The organism is Arthrobacter sp. YC-RL1 (assembly GCF_001454985.1).
Taxonomy (GTDB): Bacteria; Actinomycetota; Actinomycetes; order Actinomycetales; family Micrococcaceae; genus Glutamicibacter; species Glutamicibacter soli.
In genome coordinates, this window is sequence record NZ_CP013297.1 from 1551961 (window position 1) to 1572726 (window position 20766).

Annotated in this window: 17 protein-coding genes; 15 read left to right on the forward strand and 2 right to left on the reverse strand. The window is 63.4% G+C overall.

Annotated features, from left to right (window positions below):
• Positions 1-53 precede the first annotated feature (53 nt).
• Complete coding sequence (locus ATC04_RS07280) at positions 54-1778, reverse strand: lytic transglycosylase domain-containing protein (RefSeq protein ID WP_052772406.1); 1725 nt, start codon at positions 1776-1778, stop codon at positions 54-56.
• A gap of 205 nt (positions 1779-1983) precedes the next feature.
• Here ATC04_RS07280 and ATC04_RS07285 point away from each other — a divergent pair, with 205 nt between their 5' ends.
• Positions 1984-2337: an Rv2175c family DNA-binding protein gene (locus ATC04_RS07285; RefSeq protein ID WP_047119498.1), complete on the forward strand. Its 354-nt coding sequence runs from the start codon at positions 1984-1986 to the stop codon at positions 2335-2337.
• A gap of 96 nt (positions 2338-2433) precedes the next feature.
• Here the strand turns inward: ATC04_RS07285 and ATC04_RS07290 are convergent, their stop codons facing one another.
• The gene (locus ATC04_RS07290; protein WP_082123924.1) at positions 2434-3540 is read right to left on the reverse strand and encodes a polyprenyl synthetase family protein; all 1107 of its coding nucleotides are present in this window, start codon (positions 3538-3540) and stop codon (positions 2434-2436) included.
• A 157-nt stretch (positions 3541-3697) separates the two neighbouring features.
• Here ATC04_RS07290 and dinB point away from each other — a divergent pair, with 157 nt between their 5' ends.
• The 14 genes from dinB (at position 3698) to ATC04_RS07360 (ending at position 20632) form a co-directional block, all read left to right on the forward strand.
• Positions 3698-4873, forward strand: coding sequence for a DNA polymerase IV (gene dinB, locus ATC04_RS07295; protein WP_047119497.1), 1176 nt, complete (start codon positions 3698-3700; stop codon positions 4871-4873).
• Positions 4874-5054: 181 nt separating this feature from the next.
• The gene (locus ATC04_RS07300; protein ID WP_047119496.1) at positions 5055-5438 is read left to right on the forward strand and encodes a DUF3040 domain-containing protein; all 384 of its coding nucleotides are present in this window, start codon (positions 5055-5057) and stop codon (positions 5436-5438) included.
• A 492-nt stretch (positions 5439-5930) separates the two neighbouring features.
• The gene (mraZ, locus tag ATC04_RS07305) at positions 5931-6344 is read left to right on the forward strand and encodes a division/cell wall cluster transcriptional repressor MraZ (protein WP_047119495.1); all 414 of its coding nucleotides are present in this window, start codon (positions 5931-5933) and stop codon (positions 6342-6344) included.
• Between the two features lie 171 nt (positions 6345-6515).
• Entirely contained in the window at positions 6516-7508 is a 993-nt protein-coding gene (gene rsmH, locus ATC04_RS07310; RefSeq protein ID WP_047119494.1) for a 16S rRNA (cytosine(1402)-N(4))-methyltransferase RsmH, read from the forward strand.
• A gap of 142 nt (positions 7509-7650) precedes the next feature.
• The gene (locus ATC04_RS07315) at positions 7651-8271 is read left to right on the forward strand and encodes a hypothetical protein (protein WP_152666856.1); all 621 of its coding nucleotides are present in this window, start codon (positions 7651-7653) and stop codon (positions 8269-8271) included.
• Positions 8272-8348: 77 nt separating this feature from the next.
• A complete protein-coding gene (locus tag ATC04_RS07320; RefSeq protein WP_047119493.1) occupies positions 8349-10163 on the forward strand; it encodes a penicillin-binding protein 2 in 1815 nt (604 codons plus the stop codon).
• Complete coding sequence (locus ATC04_RS07325) at positions 10157-11749, forward strand: UDP-N-acetylmuramoyl-L-alanyl-D-glutamate--2,6-diaminopimelate ligase (RefSeq protein ID WP_047119492.1); 1593 nt, start codon at positions 10157-10159, stop codon at positions 11747-11749. Before ATC04_RS07320 ends, ATC04_RS07325 begins: the two co-directional genes overlap by 7 nt.
• Positions 11750-11799: 50 nt before the next feature.
• A complete protein-coding gene (murF, locus tag ATC04_RS07330; protein ID WP_047119491.1) occupies positions 11800-13257 on the forward strand; it encodes a UDP-N-acetylmuramoyl-tripeptide--D-alanyl-D-alanine ligase in 1458 nt (485 codons plus the stop codon).
• The gene (mraY, locus tag ATC04_RS07335; protein WP_047119490.1) at positions 13254-14357 is read left to right on the forward strand and encodes a phospho-N-acetylmuramoyl-pentapeptide-transferase; all 1104 of its coding nucleotides are present in this window, start codon (positions 13254-13256) and stop codon (positions 14355-14357) included. The genes murF and mraY overlap by 4 nt, the downstream gene beginning before the upstream one ends.
• Positions 14339-15895, forward strand: coding sequence for a UDP-N-acetylmuramoyl-L-alanine--D-glutamate ligase (murD, locus tag ATC04_RS07340; RefSeq protein ID WP_047119489.1), 1557 nt, complete (start codon positions 14339-14341; stop codon positions 15893-15895). Before mraY ends, murD begins: the two co-directional genes overlap by 19 nt.
• A gap of 55 nt (positions 15896-15950) precedes the next feature.
• Complete coding sequence (ftsW, locus tag ATC04_RS07345) at positions 15951-17237, forward strand: putative lipid II flippase FtsW (RefSeq protein ID WP_231735933.1); 1287 nt, start codon at positions 15951-15953, stop codon at positions 17235-17237.
• 105 nt (positions 17238-17342) lie between these two features.
• Positions 17343-18464 carry an undecaprenyldiphospho-muramoylpentapeptide beta-N-acetylglucosaminyltransferase gene (gene murG / locus ATC04_RS07350; protein WP_047119487.1) on the forward strand — a complete coding sequence of 374 codons (1122 nt, stop codon included), beginning with the start codon at positions 17343-17345 and terminating at the stop codon, positions 18462-18464.
• A 3-nt stretch (positions 18465-18467) separates the two neighbouring features.
• Entirely contained in the window at positions 18468-19865 is a 1398-nt protein-coding gene (gene murC / locus ATC04_RS07355) for a UDP-N-acetylmuramate--L-alanine ligase (protein WP_047119486.1), read from the forward strand.
• A gap of 32 nt (positions 19866-19897) precedes the next feature.
• Positions 19898-20632: an FtsQ-type POTRA domain-containing protein gene (locus ATC04_RS07360; protein ID WP_047119485.1), complete on the forward strand. Its 735-nt coding sequence runs from the start codon at positions 19898-19900 to the stop codon at positions 20630-20632.
• Positions 20633-20766 lie beyond the last annotated feature (134 nt).

Genomic DNA, 20766 nt, shown 5'->3' on the forward strand with positions numbered 1-20766 from the left:
AAGGGGCGGCCCGGAGAAGTGGAAACTTCTCCGGGCCGCCCCTTGCGCAGTATTTAGCGGTACTGCTTCATCAACGACTTTACGCTGGCCACGTAGCGCTTGGTGTCGTCGTACATGCCGTACTTCTTCACGCCGCCGAGGCCCTGGTAGTACGCGGCGATGGCATCGTCCAGGTTGTCGGTGTTGTCGAGGTTGTAGCGGATGACTGCAACACCTGCGGTCACGTTGTCCTGCGGGTTGAGCAGGTTCAGCTTCTTGCCCAGGCGGGAGGACATCCACTCGCCGGTGCTCGGGATCACCTGCATGGCGCCCAGGGCGTTGGCGGGGGAGACCGCACGCATGTTGAATCCCGACTCCTGCATGGAGTGCGCCAGCGCCAGCGCCGGGTCAACGCCCATGCGGTTGGCGGTGGACACGATAATGCTTTGCATCTCGCTGCGGCTCGGCACCGAGATCGAGTCCAGGTAGTCCTTGTTCTCGTTCGCGCTGCTGACCACGTGGTCGGCATAGGTGCGGCCGAGGAAGGTGTTGCCAATCTTCTTCTTGGATCCACCGGTGGAGGTCGAGGACACCGAGGAGCCGCTGACCTTGACCTTGGTCCCGATCTGCAGCGGGGTCGAGGTGCTCAGCTGCGGGTTCTTGTCCAGCAGGTCTGACAGCTTCATTCCGTGCTTGGCCGCAATGCCGCCGAGGGTGTCGCCGGACTTCACCGCGTAGCTCGAAGCCTTGGACGATCCGCCCGAAGGCTTGGACGACGAGGAGGACGAAGAGGACGACGAAGCGCTGCCCGAGACCTTGATCTTGTCGCCCGGGAAGATCGGCTTGGAAGCCGAAATGCCGTTCAGGCTCAACAGGGTGCCCAGCTTCATGCCGTTCTTGGACGCGATGCCGCTGAGGGTGTCGCCCGACTTCACGGTGTAGCTCGCTCCGCCGGAAGGCTTCGAGGAAGACGAGGACTTGCCCGAGGAGCTGGAGGAGTTGGCCGAGCCGTTGATGGTGAGCTTGTCGCCCGGGAAGATCGGCTTGCTGGCCGAGATGCCGTTCTTGCTCAGCAGAGCCGAGAGGCTCATGTTGTGCTTGATGGCAATGCCGCCGAGGGTGTCTCCGGCCTTCACAGTGTAGCTGGCCGAGCCGGAACTGGTCGACGAGGACTTGCTCGACGATGACCGCTTGCTGGAGCTTTCGGCTGATCCGCCATCGACCTTGACCTTGTCGCCCGGGAAGATCCTCGTGCTGGAGGAGATGTCGTTTTTCTTCAGCAGGTCGGACAGGCTCATCTTGTGCTTGGCCGCGATCGCGCTGAGCGTGTCGCCGGACTTTACGGTGTAGCTGCTGGTTGCGGATGTGTTCGAAGACTTCGAGGACTTCGACGACGAGGAACCGTGGCCTGGCACCTTCAAGGTCTTGCCAGCGACGATGAAGTCGCTCTTGAGGTCGTTCAGGTCTTTCAGCTTGGAAACGGTGGTCTTGTACTCCACCGCCAAGCTGGACAAGCTGGCGCCTGCCGGGATCTTGATTTCCTTGGTGCTGGCCTTGGCAGGCAGGCCCAGGGAAGGCACGCGGGAAGCAATCAGGTGTGCCTTGATCTGATCTTCAGCGATCTTGATGTTTTCGGGTGTTACCGACTTCGCGGCCGAGCCTGGGGTGTTTACCGATACTGCTGGCGCTGCGTACGCAGCCGGGGCCAAGGCGAGGCTGCCGATGACAGCAGCGGGGATCGCTGCACCTGCGACAACACCTAGCGCATGCGTGGAGACATGGGTCGCTTTGTGGGGCATAGAGTCATTCCTCATTTGTACGGTTGCGATAATCGCGAACAGTCACAAGTGCACCTGAACCGGCTGCTTCAGGAGTTGTTTGTGTTGCAATTGTTATCAAAGTGATACATGAAAATTTACACTACTTGTGTGACGCATGGAAACAGCTGTGACTGGTTTGAACAAAGTTTCTGCGGTGAATCGCAATTTATGGGAACCTTAAGGGGTGAATGACATTCAAGAACTTGTTGGCCAGTGGCTGACCCTGCCCGATCTGGCCGAAGAACTAGACATTGATATTCGCCGCGTGCATCGCATGCTTGATGAGCGTACGATCGTGGCTCTACGCATCGGCGAGCGCAAGGTTCGTTCGGTTCCTGCGGAATTCGTTCAGGATGGCGCGGTTGTCGAGAGCCTCAAGGGTACCTTGTCGGTGTTGAAGGACTCGGGCTACTCCGATGAAGAGAGCGTCAAGTGGCTCTTCACCGAGGACGAGTCGCTTCCGGGCACCCCGATGAACGCGCTGCGCTCGGGCCGCAAGACCGAGATTCGCCGTCGCGCGCAAGCATTGGCTTGGTAGATACACGAAGCTTTGTATAAAGAATAGGTCTCGACATTCCTTTATTTGGAAGGAAAGTCGAGACCTATTGTTATCTATCGGTGATGTTCCGCAGGGCTAGCTACTGCGTTTGGTGACTGCATCGCTGAGGAACTTCATGCCGGCCAGCGCGAGGTCGTGGGTCTGGATTTCTCCCAGAGCCTGCAAGGACTGGACAGTTAGTTCGCTGATGCTGCGTTCGGTCTCCTGCAACGCACCGCTGCCCTGCAGGATAGTACTGAGCTTGTGCACTTCAGCGTCGGACAAGTCCAGGGCGCCGAGCCTGTTCTGGATGAAGTCCTGTTCCTCAGGGGACGTCAGCAGCAGTGCGTGGGCGATGAGTTCGGTCCGCTTGCCTTCACGCAGGTCGTCCCCGGCCGGCTTGCCGGTGATCTCGGGATCGCCGAAGACTCCCAGCACGTCGTCTCGAAGCTGGAACGCCTCGCCCAAGGGCAGTGCGAACGCGCTGTAGCTATCGAGCAGCTCAACGTTCGCGCGGGCGAGCGCACCGCCGAGCAGAATCGGATTCTCGGTGGAGTACTTGGCCGACTTGTAGCGGACGATGGTCCGGGCGCGCTTCACGGCTTCGGCCGGATCGTAGGCGGGGCCGGCCGACTCTTCGAGTACGTCGAGATACTGCCCGGCCATGACCTGGGTCCGCATGCGATTGAAGATGGTGCGCGTAGCGGCGTCAACGCTTGGAATCGCCGCGAAAAGCTCTTCACTCAACGAAAGGCACAAATCGCCGGTCAGGATGGCGCTGGCCATGCCGTAGTTCGCGGCGCTGCCGGACAAGCCCAGCGACTTGTGCTGCGCTTCAAAGTGCTTGTGCACACTCGGACGCCCGCGGCGGGTATCCGAATTGTCGATGATGTCGTCGTGGATCAACGCCGCGGCTTGGAAAAGCTCCAGCGCGGCGCCCAGCTGGATGACCTCTGCAGAATCCCTGGCGCCGCCTGCGCCCAGGAATCCCCAGTAGGCGAATAGCGGACGGAGCCGCTTGCCGCCCCGTGTCAGATCCCGAATCGCGTTGACGATTTCAGTTGCGCTGGTGGTAATTGACGAGACTTCATCATTCTTGTCGGAAAGGAAGTCCTCAAGCTTTGCGGCAACGGCGTCCGTATAGCTCCGGCTCAGCTCCTGGACTTCAGGCTCAAAGGCCGAGACGGTTTCAGGCAACGACATGCAAAATCAATTCTCCGCGTGAAGGGGCAGATGGCTAGGATCAACTCTACCGGGAATCCGGGAGGATATTTCCCGGATGCCATGGGCAAGTGCAAATGCAGTTCCGGGGTGTTCGGCCGCCAGCGCACTGTCGGAAGCGCGCACTAATATAGCTGTCATGAATGACAAAGAGCATCGCGCGATCCTGCACGTGGACATGGATGCCTTTTTCGTCTCGGTGGAACTTATCGACCATCCCGAACTTCTCGGCGAGCCAGTGATCGTCGGATTCCCGGGTGGGCGCAGTGTGGTCCTGTCGGCCTCCTACGACTGCCGGGCCAGGGGAGTTCATTCGGCCATGCCGATGAGCCAGGCGATTGCGCTGATGCCCGAAGCAAACATTGTCGAGCCGGTCCCCGGCAAGTACAACGCCATTTCCGAACGGATCATGGCTTACCTGCACACCGTGACCCCGGTGGTGGAACAGGTCAGCGTCGATGAGGCATTCCTCGACGTTACCGGGAGCATGAGGATGCTCGGAGGGCCGGTTGCCATCGGCCGGCGGATTCGAGAGCACATCCAGAGCGAATTCGGCCTGCCTTCCAGCGTTGGCATCGCCCGCAACAAGTTCGTGGCCAAGTTGGCTTCGACGTATGCCAAGCCGAACGGGATGACGGTCGTCGCGCCGGAACGCACCCTGGAATTCCTGCATCAGCTTCCGGTCACCAAGATGTGGGGAGTGGGCAAACGAACGGCAGACCAGCTCCACTCGCTGGGCATCGACACCGTGGCCCAGCTCGCGGCCGAACCTGAATCTCGGCTCGTACAGAAATTCGGGGAGCATGGCCGGGCTCTGTATTTGCTGTCCCGGGGCATAGATAACCGCCCGGTGCAACCCGTGCGGGAGGAGAAGAGCCTTTCCGCCGAACATACATTTTCCACGGATATCCGGGACAAGGACGTACTGGAGCGCGAACTGCTGAGGCTCGGGCACCGGGTCGGCCAGCGGTTGCGCGCCCAAGACAAAGTGGCTCGCGGCGTGGGAATCAAGTTGAAGTACCAGGATTTCAGTGGGATCAACAGGTCCAAGACCCTCGCCGCCGCAACAGATTCATCTTCGATGATCAGTTCCGAAGCGATTAGCCTGTTCCGCAACCTGTGGCCGCTGGCCCAGCCCATCAGGCTGCTTGGGGTCAGAGCCGAACGGCTTGAAGACTCGGCACAGGGGATTCAGCTGAGCCTGGATCCCAGAGACGAAAAAACACGGGAGGCCGAGCGGATCGCCGACCTGATCAGCCAGAAATTCCCGACGTCCTCCACCGGTCCGGCGCGTTTTCTGCGACCCAAGGAGTAAAGAGCATGTTTTGCCTACCAATGCCTAAGTTAACAGTGGTTAAGATCAACTAGCAGGGCGACGTCAAAAGAGACTATCCTAGAAGTGGGTTCGAATTATGACTGGGAACTTTTCCCGAGCATGAGGCGTTGAACCTGTAGACGGTGCATGATCGTCTGAAAGTCATTGGAAGGAGAAGGCGATGCCGCTATCGGAACACGAGCAGCGTCTGTTGGAGCAGTTGGAAAAGCAGCTGCACGAAGACCGTCGCTTTGCCTCCAACATGAAAGCCCCATCAAGCACGGGGCGGCTTTCAACCCGCAACATCGCGCTGGGTATCCTCTTGGTCATTCTCGGGCTGGCCGGTTTGATTTTCGGTATCTCCCAGCAGATCATCGTTGTTGGTGTCATCGGATTCGCGGTGATGTTCGGTGGAGTCATGTTGGCGTTGAAGAAGTCGGCAGCAGGAAAAATCGGCCAGGGCGCCAAGCCCCGCGCAGGATCCAATGCCAAGAACAATTCTCAGTTCATGAGTGGACTCGAAGAAAAGTGGAACCAGCGCAAGCGGGACCAGTCTGACGGCTAGAGCTGATCGCATTTAGAGGTGTAACCCGAGGGTTGCACCTCTTTGTTTTTTAAATTGTCTTTTGGGCCATTCCACAGGCCGTGCGGCATGATGGCGCTTTGGGCGGCCGGAAGGTCCTGCGCGGTGCCTCGCCGCCGACATGGCCGGGATTGCGATTCTCGGCAATTTCCTAGGGAACCATTTCCGGTTGTCGAACCACCGACTCCACTTCCCTCCCCAAGCCCCTCCACCTTCCACCACTGAGGGCCCAAATCCCGAAAACACGTGCATTTTCGCGCCTTATAGGGATTCTTCCGCACTTTTCGGTCCACAGCTGCCCCTGGAGCCTCCACTGCATTTTCTCCTTTAAACACGCGGAAATACGCTATTTTTTATGTCTAAACCTTCGGCAAACCCAGGTAGGTGCGTTGACAGTGGAGGGTTGTGGAGTAAAGTGGAGTGCAGTAGAGGGAATCGGGGATTCTGACCACTTCGCGGAGAAAGGCGGTGTGCATGTTCCTTGGAACTTACACGCCGCGACTCGACGAAAAGGGGCGCCTGATTCTGCCTGCCAAATACCGTGACGAGTTAGCTTATGGGCTGGTCTTGACCCGGGGACAGGAACGCTGCATCTACGTCTTCAGCCAACGAGAGTTCGAGAAGCAACATGAGCAACTTGCTCAGGCTTCGCTGACATCCCGCAAGGCCAGGGACTATGCCCGCGTGTTCCTTTCCGGTGCGTCTGATGAAGTTCCCGACAAGCAGGGGCGAGTCACAATCCCGCAGGTGCTTCGCACCTATGGCGGTCTCGACCGCGAGGTAACGGTGATTGGTGCGGGTAACCGCATCGAGATCTGGGATTCCGCAGCGTGGCAGCAGTACCTGCAGGAACAGGAAGAAGTGTTTTCCGAGACCGACGAGGATTAGTCGTCCGATCAGGGGCGGCCACTCAGGTCAACCAAGCAGCTGGGATGAGATCTCCAGCCACCTTGAAGGCGAAATCTTCTGGCTTCACTTCCCCGGAGCCAGAATGTCTCGCCGTCAACGGTTGGAGGGGGATCTGATCTCAGCACCGATTTGAACGCGAAAGGGGGCGCAGTGACGAATCAGGATTCCCAGCGACCAGCATCAGAACGACATGTTCCGGTACTTCTGGATCGTTGCGTCAATCTGCTGGCTCCGGGTATTGAACGAGCCAACGCAGAGGGACGTCGGGCAATCGTCGTCGACTGCACCCTGGGCATGGGCGGCCATTCGGAGGCCATCCTCCAGCGGTTCGAGAATCTCCACCTGATCGGCCTGGACCGCGACGAGCAAGCCCACGAGCTTGCCGGGGCCCGTCTGCGTCCCTTCGAGGACCGCATCGACCTCGTCCACGCGGTCTACGACGAGATCGCCGACGTTGTAGCCGATCTCGGTTTCCCCGGCGTCGACGGCGTGCTGTTCGACCTCGGCGTCTCCTCCCTCCAGCTAGATGAGCGTGAACGGGGGTTCGCCTACTCCTATGATGCTCCGCTGGACATGCGTATGGATACCTCGGCCGGACCTACCGCTGAAGATCTGGTCAACGACCTTGAACGCGAGGAACTGCTGCGGATCATCCGCCAATGGGGCGAAGAGAAATTCGCCGGCAGGATCTCCACTGCGATTGTCGAAGCCCGGGCCAAGGCACGGATCACCACCACCGCCCAGCTGGTGGACGTCATTCGATCCGTTGTTCCCGCCGCGGCGGCCCGCAACCACGGGCATCCGGCCAAGCGAACCTTCCAGGCACTGCGCATCGCCGTGAACGAAGAACTGGACGTCCTGGAGCGAGCCATCCCGGCCGCCATGGGCGCACTGAACATCGGAGGCCGAGTGGTGGTCATGAGCTACCACTCGCTGGAAGACAAGATCACCAAACGACACTTCGTCCAGGGATCGACCTCCTCGGCCCCTCCGGGATTCCCGGTTGAGCTGGAGGAACACAAAGCTGAGTTCAAGGTTCTCACCAAGGGAACCGAAAAGCCCAGCGAAGCTGAAATTGCAGAAAATTCACGTGCCGCCTCAGCCCGCCTGCGGGCCGTGGAACGAGTTCTGAAGAGGAGCTAGTATGAGCCAACGAGCCCAGCGCCGAGTGCAAAAGAACGCAGCCATGACGGCCCAACCAGTTGTTGACGGCAGTGCTGCCCGCGCCGTGCGCCCCGAGCCCGTTTCCGCTAGCGATCTCAAGTTTGCTGACACGCCTCAGCGCGTGACTCTTTCCTTGGTCCCACGGATCAACGAGACGAACAAGCGATCCATGGTCGTCACCTCGGTGGTCATGGTCATGTTATTCGTCGCGGTCATCGTGGCCCTGGTCCTGATGAACACCTCGGTGGCCCAGCGCCAGTACGACATCGTTTCCCTGCGCAATCAGGAACGCGCCCTCTCCCAGGAAAACCAGGCGTTGCTCAAGGACGCCCAGTCGCTCTCGGCACCGCAGGCACTGGCTCGCAAGGCTTCCGACCTCGGACTCGTCGCCCCGGGTGCGCCCGGACTGATTGACCTCTCTGAGGGAAAGATCACCCAGCCAGCTGAAGAAGCGGTCAAGGGCGACAAGAACGCGACGAATTACGACACTCTGCCGCTACCGGGCGAAAGCATCAACGGCACCAAGAAGGCCAAGGCCGCTGAAGAGAAAGCGAAGTCCACGACGCCCGAAACCACGGTTGGCAAGCAGACTTCCGAAAAGCCTGAGAAGGCCGCGGCAGCAGAGACCAAGCCGGAGACGGTCGAACGCAAGGTCGGGGACGACGGACGCCCCGTATTCACCGAGGGCGAGCTCAACGGCGGCACGATACCGGCGCCGACCATGAAATCCCCGACAGACTAAGGTTCGCTTCCTAAGCTTGAACACAGGGCGGCAAGTTGGCTGTCACCAATCCACGATGAAGGAAAGTTGGGTTCACCGTGAGTTCGACTGTCGCTGATACCGCGAAGAAACGCATGCGCTTCGTCTTGCTGCTGTCCATCCTGCTGCTGGTCATCATCGCCGGTCGACTCTTCTGGGTGCAGGGCATCAACCCCGCGGCGGCGGCCAAGGAAGCGGCCGATACGCGCAACCGCGTGGAGACCATCGCGCCCACCCGCGGATCCATCCTGGACAAGAACGGCAACGTCCTCGCCGTGTCGGTGGACCGCTACGACCTGGTTGTCGACCAGCGGGACCAGAAGGACACCATCCGGCGCAAGGCGCGCGACGGCTCCAACTCCCGCGAGCGGATTTCCTGGGAACAAGCAATCAAGGAACTGGCCGAGGTGCTCGACCAGGATGTCGACGAGCTGACCAAGGCCATCCGCCCGCAGGACGGCGCAAAGCCCAAGGGCTACGTCATGATCGCCAAGAGCGTCACCCCCGAGGTTCGCAACGAGGTTATGGAAATCGGCATTCCGCGACTGAACTCGGTGCTGCGCAGCGAACGCCAGTACCCGCAGGGCGTCATCGCCGGCCCGCTGCTGGGCTTCGTACGGAACTCCGAGGACCAGAAGGGCGTCGTCGGCGCCGAAGGCCTTGAACTGAGCCAGGAAGACCATCTCGCCGGCACCGCCGGCAAACGCAAGTTCGAGGTCAGTGCCGACGGCGTGCGCATCCCGACCACCGAACTGGAAGAGACCCCCGCAGTCAACGGCCAGGACGTGCTGCTGAGCATCGACAACGACATCCAGTACGTGGCCCAGCGCGCCGCGGAAGCCAAGCAGAAGCAGTTCAACGCCGAGTGGGCCACCGTCATCGTGCAGGAGGTCAAGACCGGCAAGCTGCTGGCCATCGGCGACTCGGCAGAGCTGGACCCCAACAACCCGGGCGCCACCGAACCTGAATTCCGCCGCTCGGTCTCCATCACCCGCGCCTTCGAGCCGGGCTCCACGGGCAAGGCGGCGATCTTCGCCGCGGCCATCGACCAGGGCAAGGTCAAGCCCCTGGACGAGTTCAAGGTCCCGAACAAGAAGACGTTCACCAAGGAGACCATCAACGACTCGCTGCCGCACGCCACCTACGACATGACGGCGGCTGGCATCTTCGCCCGCTCCTACAACACCGGCACGGTGATGGTGGGCAATCAGGTCAGCAAGCAGACCCGCTACGACTACATGCGTGCCTTCGGCCTGGGAACCCCGATCGACGTCGGACTGAACGGCGCCAGCGCCGGACAGCTGGCCGCCCCGGAAACCTGGGACCGCCGCCAGCAGTACACCACGATGTTCGGGCAGGGCTACTCGCAGACCGCCCTGCACACCGCATCCATCTTCCAGACGTTGGCCAACGGCGGCGTGCGCATCCAGCCCAGCCTGATCGACGGGTACCGCAACGAGGACGGCTCGATCTCCGAACCGGCCGAGCGCAAGGAAACCCGGGTTGTGAAGGAATCAACATCATCCGAGATGCTCAAACTCATGGAATCGGTCGTTGAGTCGGGAACCGGTACTAAAATGAAGATACCGGGCTACCGCGTTGGCGGTAAGTCCGGAACCGGCCAGGCCGCCAGCGCGAAGGGCTATGACGGTTACACGTACTCCTTCGCCGGCGTCGCCCCGCTGGACGACCCGCAGTACGTGGTCGTAGCCACGATGTACCGGCCGCAGGGCAATTGGCGCAACTTCACGGTGGCGGACACGTTCACCGAAGTGATGAGCCATACGTTGAATACGTACAACGTGCCACCGAGCACAAGCGATTCAGAGGCGTACGACGTCTTTGTAGGTGAGGAACAAAAGAAACCTTGGTAGTCCAGGAACCCGGCACGCCGCGCGCGCTGGAACGTCATTTGCGTCCGCAGTCAGTTGCGGAAACCAGCTTCGAGGAACTGTGCGCGGCGCTCGGCGCCGTGCGCGGTTCGCTGAACCCGGCGGCGAACCCCTTGGTTCGCGGGGTCAGCCTGAACCCGCAGGTGGTGCAGCCCGGGGATGTCTTCCTGGCGATCTCCGGCGCGCGCCGCCATGGGGCGGAGTTCGCCGCCACCGCGGTGGCCAACGGGGCACTTGCACTGATCACCGACGCCCAGGGCCTGGCCCATCTGCCGGCGGACTTTCAGCTGCCGGTGGCGACCGTGGAGAACGTGCGGGCCGTCGCCGCCGCCGCGGCCCAGCGCATCTACGGCACCGCCACCCGCTGCCCGCAGCTGTTCGGCGTAACCGGCACCAACGGCAAGACCACCACCACCTTCATGATCCGCTCCATCCTGGAGGCCCTGGGCACGGAGACCGGTCTGGTCGGCACCATCGAGATGTCCGCGCGTGGGCAGATCATTCCCAGCGTGCTCACCACCCCGGAATCCACCCAGCTGCACGGGGTGCTGGCCAGCATGGCCGAGCAGCAGGTCGACGCGGTGGCCATGGAGGTCTCCAGCCACTCGCTGAGCTACGGTCGGGTGGACGCCCTGTCCTTCGCGGTCGCCGGCTACACCAACCTCACCCAGGACCACCTGGACCTGCACGGGACCATGCAGGAGTACTTCGAGACCAAGGCCCAGCTGTTCACCCCCGAGCGAAGCCAACGCGCCGTGGTGATGGTCGACGACGCGTACGGCCAGCAGCTGGCCGACCGCGCGCTGGTCCCCACGGAATCGCTGAGCCTGGATGCCGGTCACCCGGGCGCCGACTGGCGTGTGGAGAACCTGCAGCACTCGGGCCTGGGCCACAGCTTCAACATCACCCACCGCGACGGACGCACCCTAAGCACCCGCACCGGGCTGCCTGGCATGTTCAACGTGGCCAACGCGGCGCTGGCGGCGCTGATGGTGCTGGCCAGCGGGGTGCCGCTTCACGCGCTGCAGCAGGCGCTGGACGCCAGCGACCCGCTGTCGGTCGCGGTGCCCGGACGCATGCAGGTGGTCGGCGAGTCGCCGGTGGCAGTGGTTGACTTCGCGCACAATTCGGACGCGCTGGCCAAGGCCCTGGACTCGGTGCGCCCGGGCCCCGGGGGACGGCGCATCATCGTCTTCGGTGCTACCGGCGACCGCGACACCACCAAGCGCCCGGACATGGGCGCGGTGGCGGTACGCCACGCGGATATCGTGATCGTCACCGACGACGACCCGCACGGGGAAGACCCGGCCCCGATCCGCGAGCAGGTGGCCGCCGGCGCCGCCCGCGCCATCGAGGCCGAACGCCCCGAGGTGCAGCTGCACAACATCGCGCCACGCGCCCAAGCCGTGGAGTTTGCTGTGAGTTTGGCGGGAGCCAACGACGCGATCCTCGTGGCAGGCCGCGGGCACGAAGTCAGCCAAGACGTCGCGGGAATGGACGTCGAACTTGACGATCGAGTGGAACTGGCCAATGCCCTGAAACTTCATGGTTTTGTGACCATTCCCTAGCACGCCCAAGTCCACCAACGTCATCGCCCGAGTGTAAAGTCCTTATTGCCATGATTGAACTGTCTTTGACCGACCTGCTGAGCATCACCGGAGGGAAAGCGACGAATACCGTCGCCCCCGGCACCGTGGTGACCTCGGCGACCACCGATTCCCGCGACGTCGTACCAGGCTCGCTTTTTGTCGCCAAGCCCGGAGAGTTCTCCGACGGCCACGCCTTCATCGACGCCGCGCTGTCCTCCGGGGCCGTACTGGCGCTGGCCGAGCGTGTCACGCTCGACGAGCAGCGCCGCGAGCACCCGGCGGTCATCGTCCCGGATGCCGTGGAAGCCATGGGCAAGATCGCGGCCCACATCGTCGCCTACCTGAAGCAGAAGAACGATGCGGTGGTTGTGGGCATCACCGGCTCGGCCGGCAAGACCACCACCAAGGACCTGCTGGCGGCCATCCTCTCCGAGGTCGCGCCGACCGTCTCGCCAATCGGCTCCTACAACGGCGAGGTCGGCGTGCCGCTGACCGTCTTCAATGCCACCGAGGACACCAAGTACTTCGTGATCGAGATGGGTGCCACCGGTATCGGTCACCTGACCTACCTGACCGACATGGTCCACCCGAAGATCGGCGTGGTGCTCTGCGTGGGCACCGCGCACGCCGGCGAATTCGGCGGCGTGGAGAACATCGAGAAGGCCAAGGGCGAGCTGGTCGAGGCGCTGGACGCCGACGGCATCGCCATCCTGAACGCCGAGGACCCGCGCGTGGCGCGCATGGCCTCGCGCTCCGGGGGAGCGGTCCGCTTCTTCGGCACCGGGAGCAAGCCGGTGGAGGGCGCCGGGGTCTGGGGCGCCGACGTGGAGGTCAACTCCCAGGGCCAGCCCGAAATGACCCTGCAGTTCCCCGACGGCTACTCCCAGCGCATCACCTCCGGCCTGCTCGGCCGCCACCACGTGGCGAACATCCTGGCAGCTGCCAACGCCGCCTACGCCCTGGACATCGATCCCGCGCTGATTGCCCGCGTGCTCAACGGTCGGAAGGCAGGAAGCCGCTGGCGCATGGAGCGCGTCGAGCGCGCCGACGGCGTGAGCATCATCAACGACGCCTACAACGCGAATCCCGAATCCATGCGCGCCGCACTGGTGACCCTGGCCGAGCTGGGCCTGCCCAGCGGCGAGACTCCGGGGCGGCGCACCTGGGCGGTGCTCGGTGAAATGCTGGAGCTGGGCGACGAGTCAATCCACCAGCACGACCTGCTGGGCCGCCTGGCGGTGCGGATGAACATCAAGAAGCTCGTGGTCGTCGGCCGCGGCGCGAAGGCGGCCTACAACTCCGCGGTGCTGGAAGGCAGCTGGGGCGACGAGGCGTTTTTCGTAGAGAACGTGGACGAAGCCCGCACCCTGCTGCAGGAGCAGCTGGAGCCGGGGGACATCGTCCTGTTCAAGTCCTCCAACGGCGCCGGCCTGCGCCATCTGGGTGATGACATCGCAGCATTCGTGAAGGAAGGCGAGAACGCATGATCGCATTAATCGTAGGAGCGGGCATCGCCCTGCTGCTGACCGTGGTGTTCATGCCGCTGTACATCAAGCTGCTCACGAAGAAGCAGTACGGACAGGTGGTCCGCGACGACGGGCCGATGTCCCACGCGGTGAAGTCCGGAACGCCCACCATGGGCGGCGTGGTCTTCGTGCTGGCGGTCTTCATCGCCTACTTCCTGACCCACGCCATCCTGGGCATGATGGGCCGGGCCAGCGCGGGCATCACGGCCAGCGGCCTGCTGGTGCTGCTGCTCTTCGGCGGCATGGGCCTGGTCGGCTTCCTGGACGACTTCATCAAGATCTTCAAGAAGCGTTCGCTGGGCCTGCGCGCCTGGCAGAAGATCGTGCTGCAGGCAGTGGTGGGCATCAGCTTCGCCGTGCTGGCGCTGCAGTTCCCCAATGACCAGGGGCTGACCCCTGGCTCCACCGCGATCTCCTTCCTGCGCGACACCAACATCGACTTGGCCTTCGCCGGACCGATGGTCGGCCTGATCCTGTTCGTCCTCTGGGCCAACTTCATCGTCACCGGCACCACCAACGGCGTGAACCTCACCGACGGCCTGGACGGCCTGGCCACCGGCGCCTCCATCATGGTCTTCGGCGCCTACACGCTGATGGGCATCTGGCAGCAGAACCAGGCCTGCAGCAACGCGAACGCGCTGGACGTGTGCTATTCGGTGCGCGACCCGCAGGACCTGGCCATGCTCGGCGCCATCCTCTCCGGCGCGCTGATCGGCTTCCTGTGGTTCAACGCCAAGCCGGCCAAGATCTTCATGGGCGACACCGGCTCGCTGGCCATCGGCGGCGCCGTCGCGGCCTTCGCGATCCTCTCCCGCACCCAGTTGCTGCTGGTCATCATCGCCGGCCTGTTCGTCATCATCTCGCTGTCCGTGATCATCCAGGTGGGCTACTTCAAGATCTCCGGCGGCAAGCGCGTGTTCAAGATGGCCCCGCTGCAGCACCACTTCGAGCTGTCGGGTTGGTCCGAGGAAAACGTCGTCATCCGCTTCTGGATCCTGGCAGGCCTGTTCGTGGCCGCAGGTCTGGGCATCTTCTACTCTGAATGGGTTGTCGCACTGTGAGCGCAAACGCCAATGCCGCACTGGCCGAACTGACAAGCTGGGATTCGAACTGGAAAGGCCTGCGCGTTCTCGTGGCGGGCCTGGGCCTGTCTGGCTTCTCCGCCGCCGACACGCTAATCGAGCTCGGAGCCGTCGTCACCGTCCTGGACGGCCGCGACGACGAGCTGAACCAGCAGCGCGGGGAAACCCTGATGATCGTCGGCGCGCACCAGGTGCTGCTGGGCGCCGAGCACGTCACGCACCTGCCGCAGGTGCAGGACCAGCAGCCGCAGCTGGTGCTCGCCTCGCCAGGCTGGAACCCGCGCCACCCGGTCATCGCCGAAGCCACCGAGGCAGGCATCCCGGTCTGGAGCGACATCGAGCTGGCTTGGCGCGTGCAGAACCGCGCGGGGCGCACGGCGCCGAAGTGGCTGGCCATCACCGGCACCAACGGCAAGACCACCACCGTGGGCATGACCGAAGCGATCCTGCAGGCCGCTGGCCTGAAGGCCATCGCCGTGGGCAACGTCGGCACCCCGATCCTGGACGCCGTGCGCGAGCCGGTGGACTACGACGTGTTCGCCGTGGAGCTGTCCAGCTTCCAGCTGCACTACACCCACAGCATTTCCCCGGTCGCTTCCGTGGTGCTGAACATCGCCGAGGACCACGTGGACTGGCATGATGGGTTCGAGAACTACAAGGCCGACAAGGCCAAGATCTACGAGCGCACGCAGATTGCCGCGATCTTCAACGTCGCCGACGAGGTCACCCTCGACATGGTGGAGAACGCAGAGGTCATCGAGGGCTGCCGCGCCATCGGCTTCACCACCAACACCCCGTCGGTGTCCATGGTCGGAGTGGTCGAGGACCTGCTGGTGGACCGCGCATTCATCGAGGACCGCCGCACCAATGCGGTGGAACTGATCGCGTTGAAGGACATCGGCGAGATCGTCCCGCGCCACACCGCTGCGAACGCAGCGGCCGCCGCCGCGCTGACCCGCGCCTTCGGCGTTCAGCCGGAAGCCGTGCACCGCGGCCTGAGCGGCTTCGACGCCGGCGCCCACCGAATCCAGGCTGTCGCCCGCCGCGACGACATCCTGTGGATCAACGACTCCAAGGCCACCAACCCGCACGCGGCCGACGCCTCCCTGGCGGCCTTCACCAAGGTCGTCTGGATTGCCGGCGGCCTGTCCAAGGGCGTGGACTACCACGAGCTGGTGGCCAAGCACGCGGCCCGGCTGCGCACCGTGCTGCTGATCGGCACCGACATCCAGGGGCTGCGCGAAGCGCTGGCCGAGCACGCGCCGAAGGTCGAGGTCATCGACATCACCGCCGCGGTGCACGATGAAACCGGCACCCTGCCCAGCGGCGCCCAGGTCATGGCCCGCGCCGTGCACACCGCAGGGAAACTTGCCCAGGCGGGGGACACGGTGCTGATGGCACCGGCCGCCGCGTCCATGGACCAGTTCAGTTCCTACGCCCAGCGTGGCAACGCCTTTATCAGCGCGGTCAGTGATCTGATGGATAGTGGTTCCACGGATCAGAATTCCGACGACTAACAGCACGCAAGAGAACCCGGCCAGTGCCGGAAAGCAACAACAGACGGGGGCATTGGTGGTGACCAAGGAGCGCAAGCAGCCGCAGGGCGCCAAGGCCGAAACCGGGAAGACCGCCGCCTCCGGCAAGAAGCCCGGCCTGCGCCCGCAGGGCGGGATCTTCAGCGGAGTCGAGAAGGCCAGCGCACGCCTGGCCTCGACCGACTACTGGCTGGTGCTGGTGACCTCGATCTTCCTGTCGGTGTTCGGCGTCATCATGGTGCAGTCCTCCGCCTCCGTCGAAGCAATCGCGGCCGGACGCAACGGTTTCACCGTGGCCCTGTCCCAGGCGATGTTCGCAGGAGTCGGCATCGTCTGCATGCTGGTCATGCAGTTCATCCACCCCTCCAAGCTCAAACGCCTCGCGTGGATCGCCGTGGGTGCCGCGATGGCGCTGCTGTTCCTGGTGGCGTTCACGCCGCTGGGACATGAAGTCCTCGGCAACCGCAACTGGATCAAGATCGGTGGATTCGGCCTGCAGCCCAGCGAATTCGCCAAGCTCGCCTTGGCGGTGTTCTCCGCCTTCATGCTCGAGAAGAAGCAGCACCTGCTGGGCGACATGAAGCACCTGATGATTCCGATCCTGGCACCGGTCGGCGCCATCATTCTTTTGCTTGTGGTGCTCGGCAAGGACGTGGGCACCGCCCTGGTGCTCATCATGATCCTGGCCACCGCGATGTTCCTGGGCGGCCTGCGCATGAAATGGCTGCTGGGCTTGGGCGCCGCAGGGTTCGCGCTGCTGACCGTCCTGGTCATGGCCTCGGCCAACCGCCGCGGACGCATCAAGGCATGGCTGGGCATCGACTGCGGCAGCGGAGACCAGTGCTACCAGTCGAACATGGGTATGCACGCCTTCGCCTCCGGCGGCTGGTTCGGCGTCGGCCCAGGCCAGTCCCGCATGAAATGGTCCTACGTACCCGAAGCGCAGAACGACTTCATCTTCTCCATCCTCGGTGAAGAGTTCGGCTTCATCGGCGTGATCTTCGTGCTCGCCTTGTTCGCCATCCTCGCCCTGGCCATGTACCGCATCGCCATGCGCGCCACCGACCTGTACACCCGCGTCCTCATGGGCTGCCTGATGTCCTGGATCATCGGCCAGACCTTCGTGAACCTGGGCACCGTTTCCGGCGTGCTGCCGGTCATCGGCGTGCCGCTGCCTTTCATCTCCTCCGGCGGTTCCGCGATGCTCGCGGTCATGCTTGCCATGGGCTTCGTGCTCTCCTCGGCCCGCCAGCAGAAGCAAGACCAAGTGGTCTCCGTCGTTCCTTCCACCAAGCCGGCGGCCAAACCCAAGCCCAAGCGCTGAGCCCACGGACCGGGCCCGGCACCCCCGCGGACGGTTCTCACCGAGCGCACCACAGAATTACCAACGGCACCCGCTGCCGACCAACCCAAGGAGTACACCAGCACCATGAGCGAACCGATTCGACTGGTAGTCGCCGGCGGCGGCACGGCCGGGCACATCTCGCCCATGCTGGCGATCGCCGACGCGGTCAAGGACGAAAACCCGGCCGCGCAGATCACCGCGCTGGGCTCGCCCGGGGGACTGGAAACCCGGCTGGTGCCCGAAGCCGGCTACCCGCTGGAACTGATTCCAAAGGCCCCGATGCCGCGCAGCATCAATCTCGACGTGCTGAAGTTCCCCTTCCGCTTCGCCAAGGCAGTGAACCAGGCCAAGGCGGTGCTGCGCCGGAGCAACGCGCAGGCGCTGCTGGGAGTTGGCGGCTACGTCTGCACCCCGGCCTACCTGGCCGCCAGGAAGCTCGGTGTCCCGATCTTCGTGCACGAAGCGAACTCGAAGGCCGGCATGGCCAACAAGCTCGGCGCCAAGCACGCTGCCGCCGTGGGCACCACCTTCGCCGGCACCGGGCTGCCCGGCGAGGAACAGGTCGGCATGCCCATGCGCTCCAACGTGGCCACCATGGACCGCGCCGCGCTGCGCGACGAGGCCCGGGCCCACTTCGGGCTGACCGACGACCGCCCGGTGCTGCTGGTCACCGGCGGCTCCTCGGGCGCGCTGAGCCTGAACAACGCCGTCGCCCAGTCCCTCCAGCAGCTGAACGCCGCCGGCATCCGCACCGTGCATATCACCGGCCGCGGCAAGCAGCTCACCGACGACTCCGGCGCGCTGCTGGCCCACGAGGGCTATACCCAGGTCGAATACGTTGACCGCATGGACTACGCCTACGCCGCGGCGGACCTGATGGTCTGCCGCTCGGGCGCCGGAACCGTCTGCGAACTCGAAGTGGCAGGCACCCCCTCGGTGCTGGTTCCGCTGCCGATCGGCAACGGCGAGCAGAAGCTCAACGCCCGCGAACTGGTCCAGGCCGGCGGCGCGCTGCTGGTCGAGGACAAGGACTTCTCCGCCGGCTACATCGCCGAGCATGTCATCCCATTGCTGGGCGATCGGCATAAACTGGAAGGGATGTCGCAGGCCGCCTCCTCACTGGGACGGCGCGACGCCGCGCAGATCATGGCACGGAAGATCATCACCGAAGTTTCATCCCGGGCACTGCCGGGACAGGAAGGCTAGAACATGTCGAAGCGAGCCGACGAGCTCAATGCCGAATTGGGCAAGGTACACCTCATGGGTGTTGGCGGTGTCGGAGTCTCGGCCGTGGCCCGGCTCATGCTGGACTACGGGCTGAGCGTCTCGGGATCCGACGCCAAGGACCTGCCGGTGATGGACGGGTTGCGCGAACGCGGGGCCCGCATTCATGTCGGCTATGCGCCGGAGAACCTGGGCGACGCGGACACCGTGGTGATCTCCTCGATCATCAAGCCGGGCAATCCCGAATACGACGAGGCAGTGCGCCGCGGACTGCGCATCCTGCACCGCTCCCAGGGGCTTGAAGCGACCATGCGCGGCCATGACCGCGTCGTGGCGATCGCCGGAACCCACGGCAAGACCACCACCACCTCGCTGACCGCCCACATGCTCAAGTCCGTCGGGGCCGTGCCGAGCTTCGCGGTGGGCGCCAACATCCCGAGCCTGGGTACCAACGCGGAACTGGGCAACGGAGGCTACTTCGTGGCCGAGGCCGACGAATCCGACGCATCGTTCCTGAACTACCGCCCGGACGTCATCATCGTGACCAACGTCGAGGCGGACCACCTTGATCACTACGGCACCGCCGAAGCAGTGCACCAGGCCTTCGTCGACTTCGCCCAGCTGCTGCCCGAGGACGGGCTGCTGATCTGCTGCGCCGACGATCCCGGCGCCAACGAGCTCGCGCACAAGATGCGCCAGAGCCGCAGCGACCTGCGGGTGCAGACCTACGGTTTCTCCGATCATGCAGACCGCCGGCTGAGCGATGCCCGCGCTCTGGACAACGGCCGCTTTGCCGCCACCATCGAATGGGGCAGCGGACAGGAGCACATCCTGAACCTCGCGGTGCCCGGCCAGCACAACCTGCTCAACGCCGCCGCGGCGCTCTCGGTGGGCATCGACGCCGGCGTGGACGTGGACGACGCGCTCGAAGCCCTGGCCGGCTTCACCGGCGCGGCCCGCCGCTTCGAGTTCAAGGGCGAAGCCGACGGTGTGCGGGTGTACGACGACTACGCCCACCATCCCACCGAAGTCACCGCCGCGCTGAAGGCCGGCCGCGTGATGGCGGGGGAGGGCAAGCTGCACGTGCTCTTCCAGCCGCACCTGTTCTCCCGCACCAAGGAGTTCTACCGCCAGTTCGCCAGCGCGCTCTCGCTCGCGGACACGGTGACCCTGCTGGAGATCTATCCCGCCCGCGAGGAGCCCATCGAGGGTGTCGCCAGCGAGCTGATCGCCGAACGCGTCGAAGTGCCGGCCCATGTGTTCGCGCCGGAGGCCGCGGTGGCCCATGTGGTGGAAAACGCCGAGCCCGGCGACGTGATCATGACCGTGGGAGCAGGAGACGTCACCTACCTCGGCGGCCGGCTGCTCGACGCTTTGTCCTGAGACCCGCTCGACGAACGCAACCCTAGGAACCAATGGACGAAAAAGCCAAGGTCGTTGAACTTCCGCCCAGCCCGGAGAAGAGGCGGCGCAAGATCATGCTCATCGGCGCAGCCGCCATCGTGGTGCTCAGCCTGGTCGTGGTCTTGGTGCTGAGTTTTTCCCCGGTGCTGGCAGCCAAGAAGATCGAGGTGACCGGGACCAAGCTGCTGAGCGAAAAGCAGCTGCTCGAGTCGCTGGCGCCCTTGGAAGGCACGCCGCTTCCGCGGATTTCCGAAGCCAAGGTCGAAGAGCTGCTCGGTGAGCAGCCGGCGATCGACAGCGTCGTGGTTCGGGCCCAGATGCCCAACACCCTGGTGGTGGAGATCCATGAGGAGGTTCCGGTGGCGATCCTGGTGGACGGCAAATCCAACTTCCTGGTGTCCGACACCGGCGCCAAGCTGAAGAAGCTCGGCGCCAAGGACAAAACCAAGTTGCCGAAGATCAAGGCCTCGGATGCCACCAAGGATCCAGAGCAGTTCAAGTTGCTGACCTCGATTCTCAGCGGGGTCGACGCCAAGGTGCTGGAGCAGGTTTCCACCGCTTCGTTGACCGAAGCGGGATTCATGGAACTTGCTTTGCCGCAGAAGCGTACACTGATTTGGGGCAACGGGGAGAAGGCGGCGTTGAAAAATCAGGTGACACAGATTTTCCTGAATAATTCAAAGGACAGCGCGGAGGCGAAGAAGACCATCGACGTCTCCAATCCGGAAAATCCGGTGACCTATTAAGTACGTCAGACTTGGGCGCGGGATGAACATTCTGAGCCAAAATTCTGGAAAGATAGGTTTGAAGTAGCGACACGCCTAGGCGGTCGTTGCACAAAGACCATACGACTCATAGCGTTCTTAATAACGATCGCTTG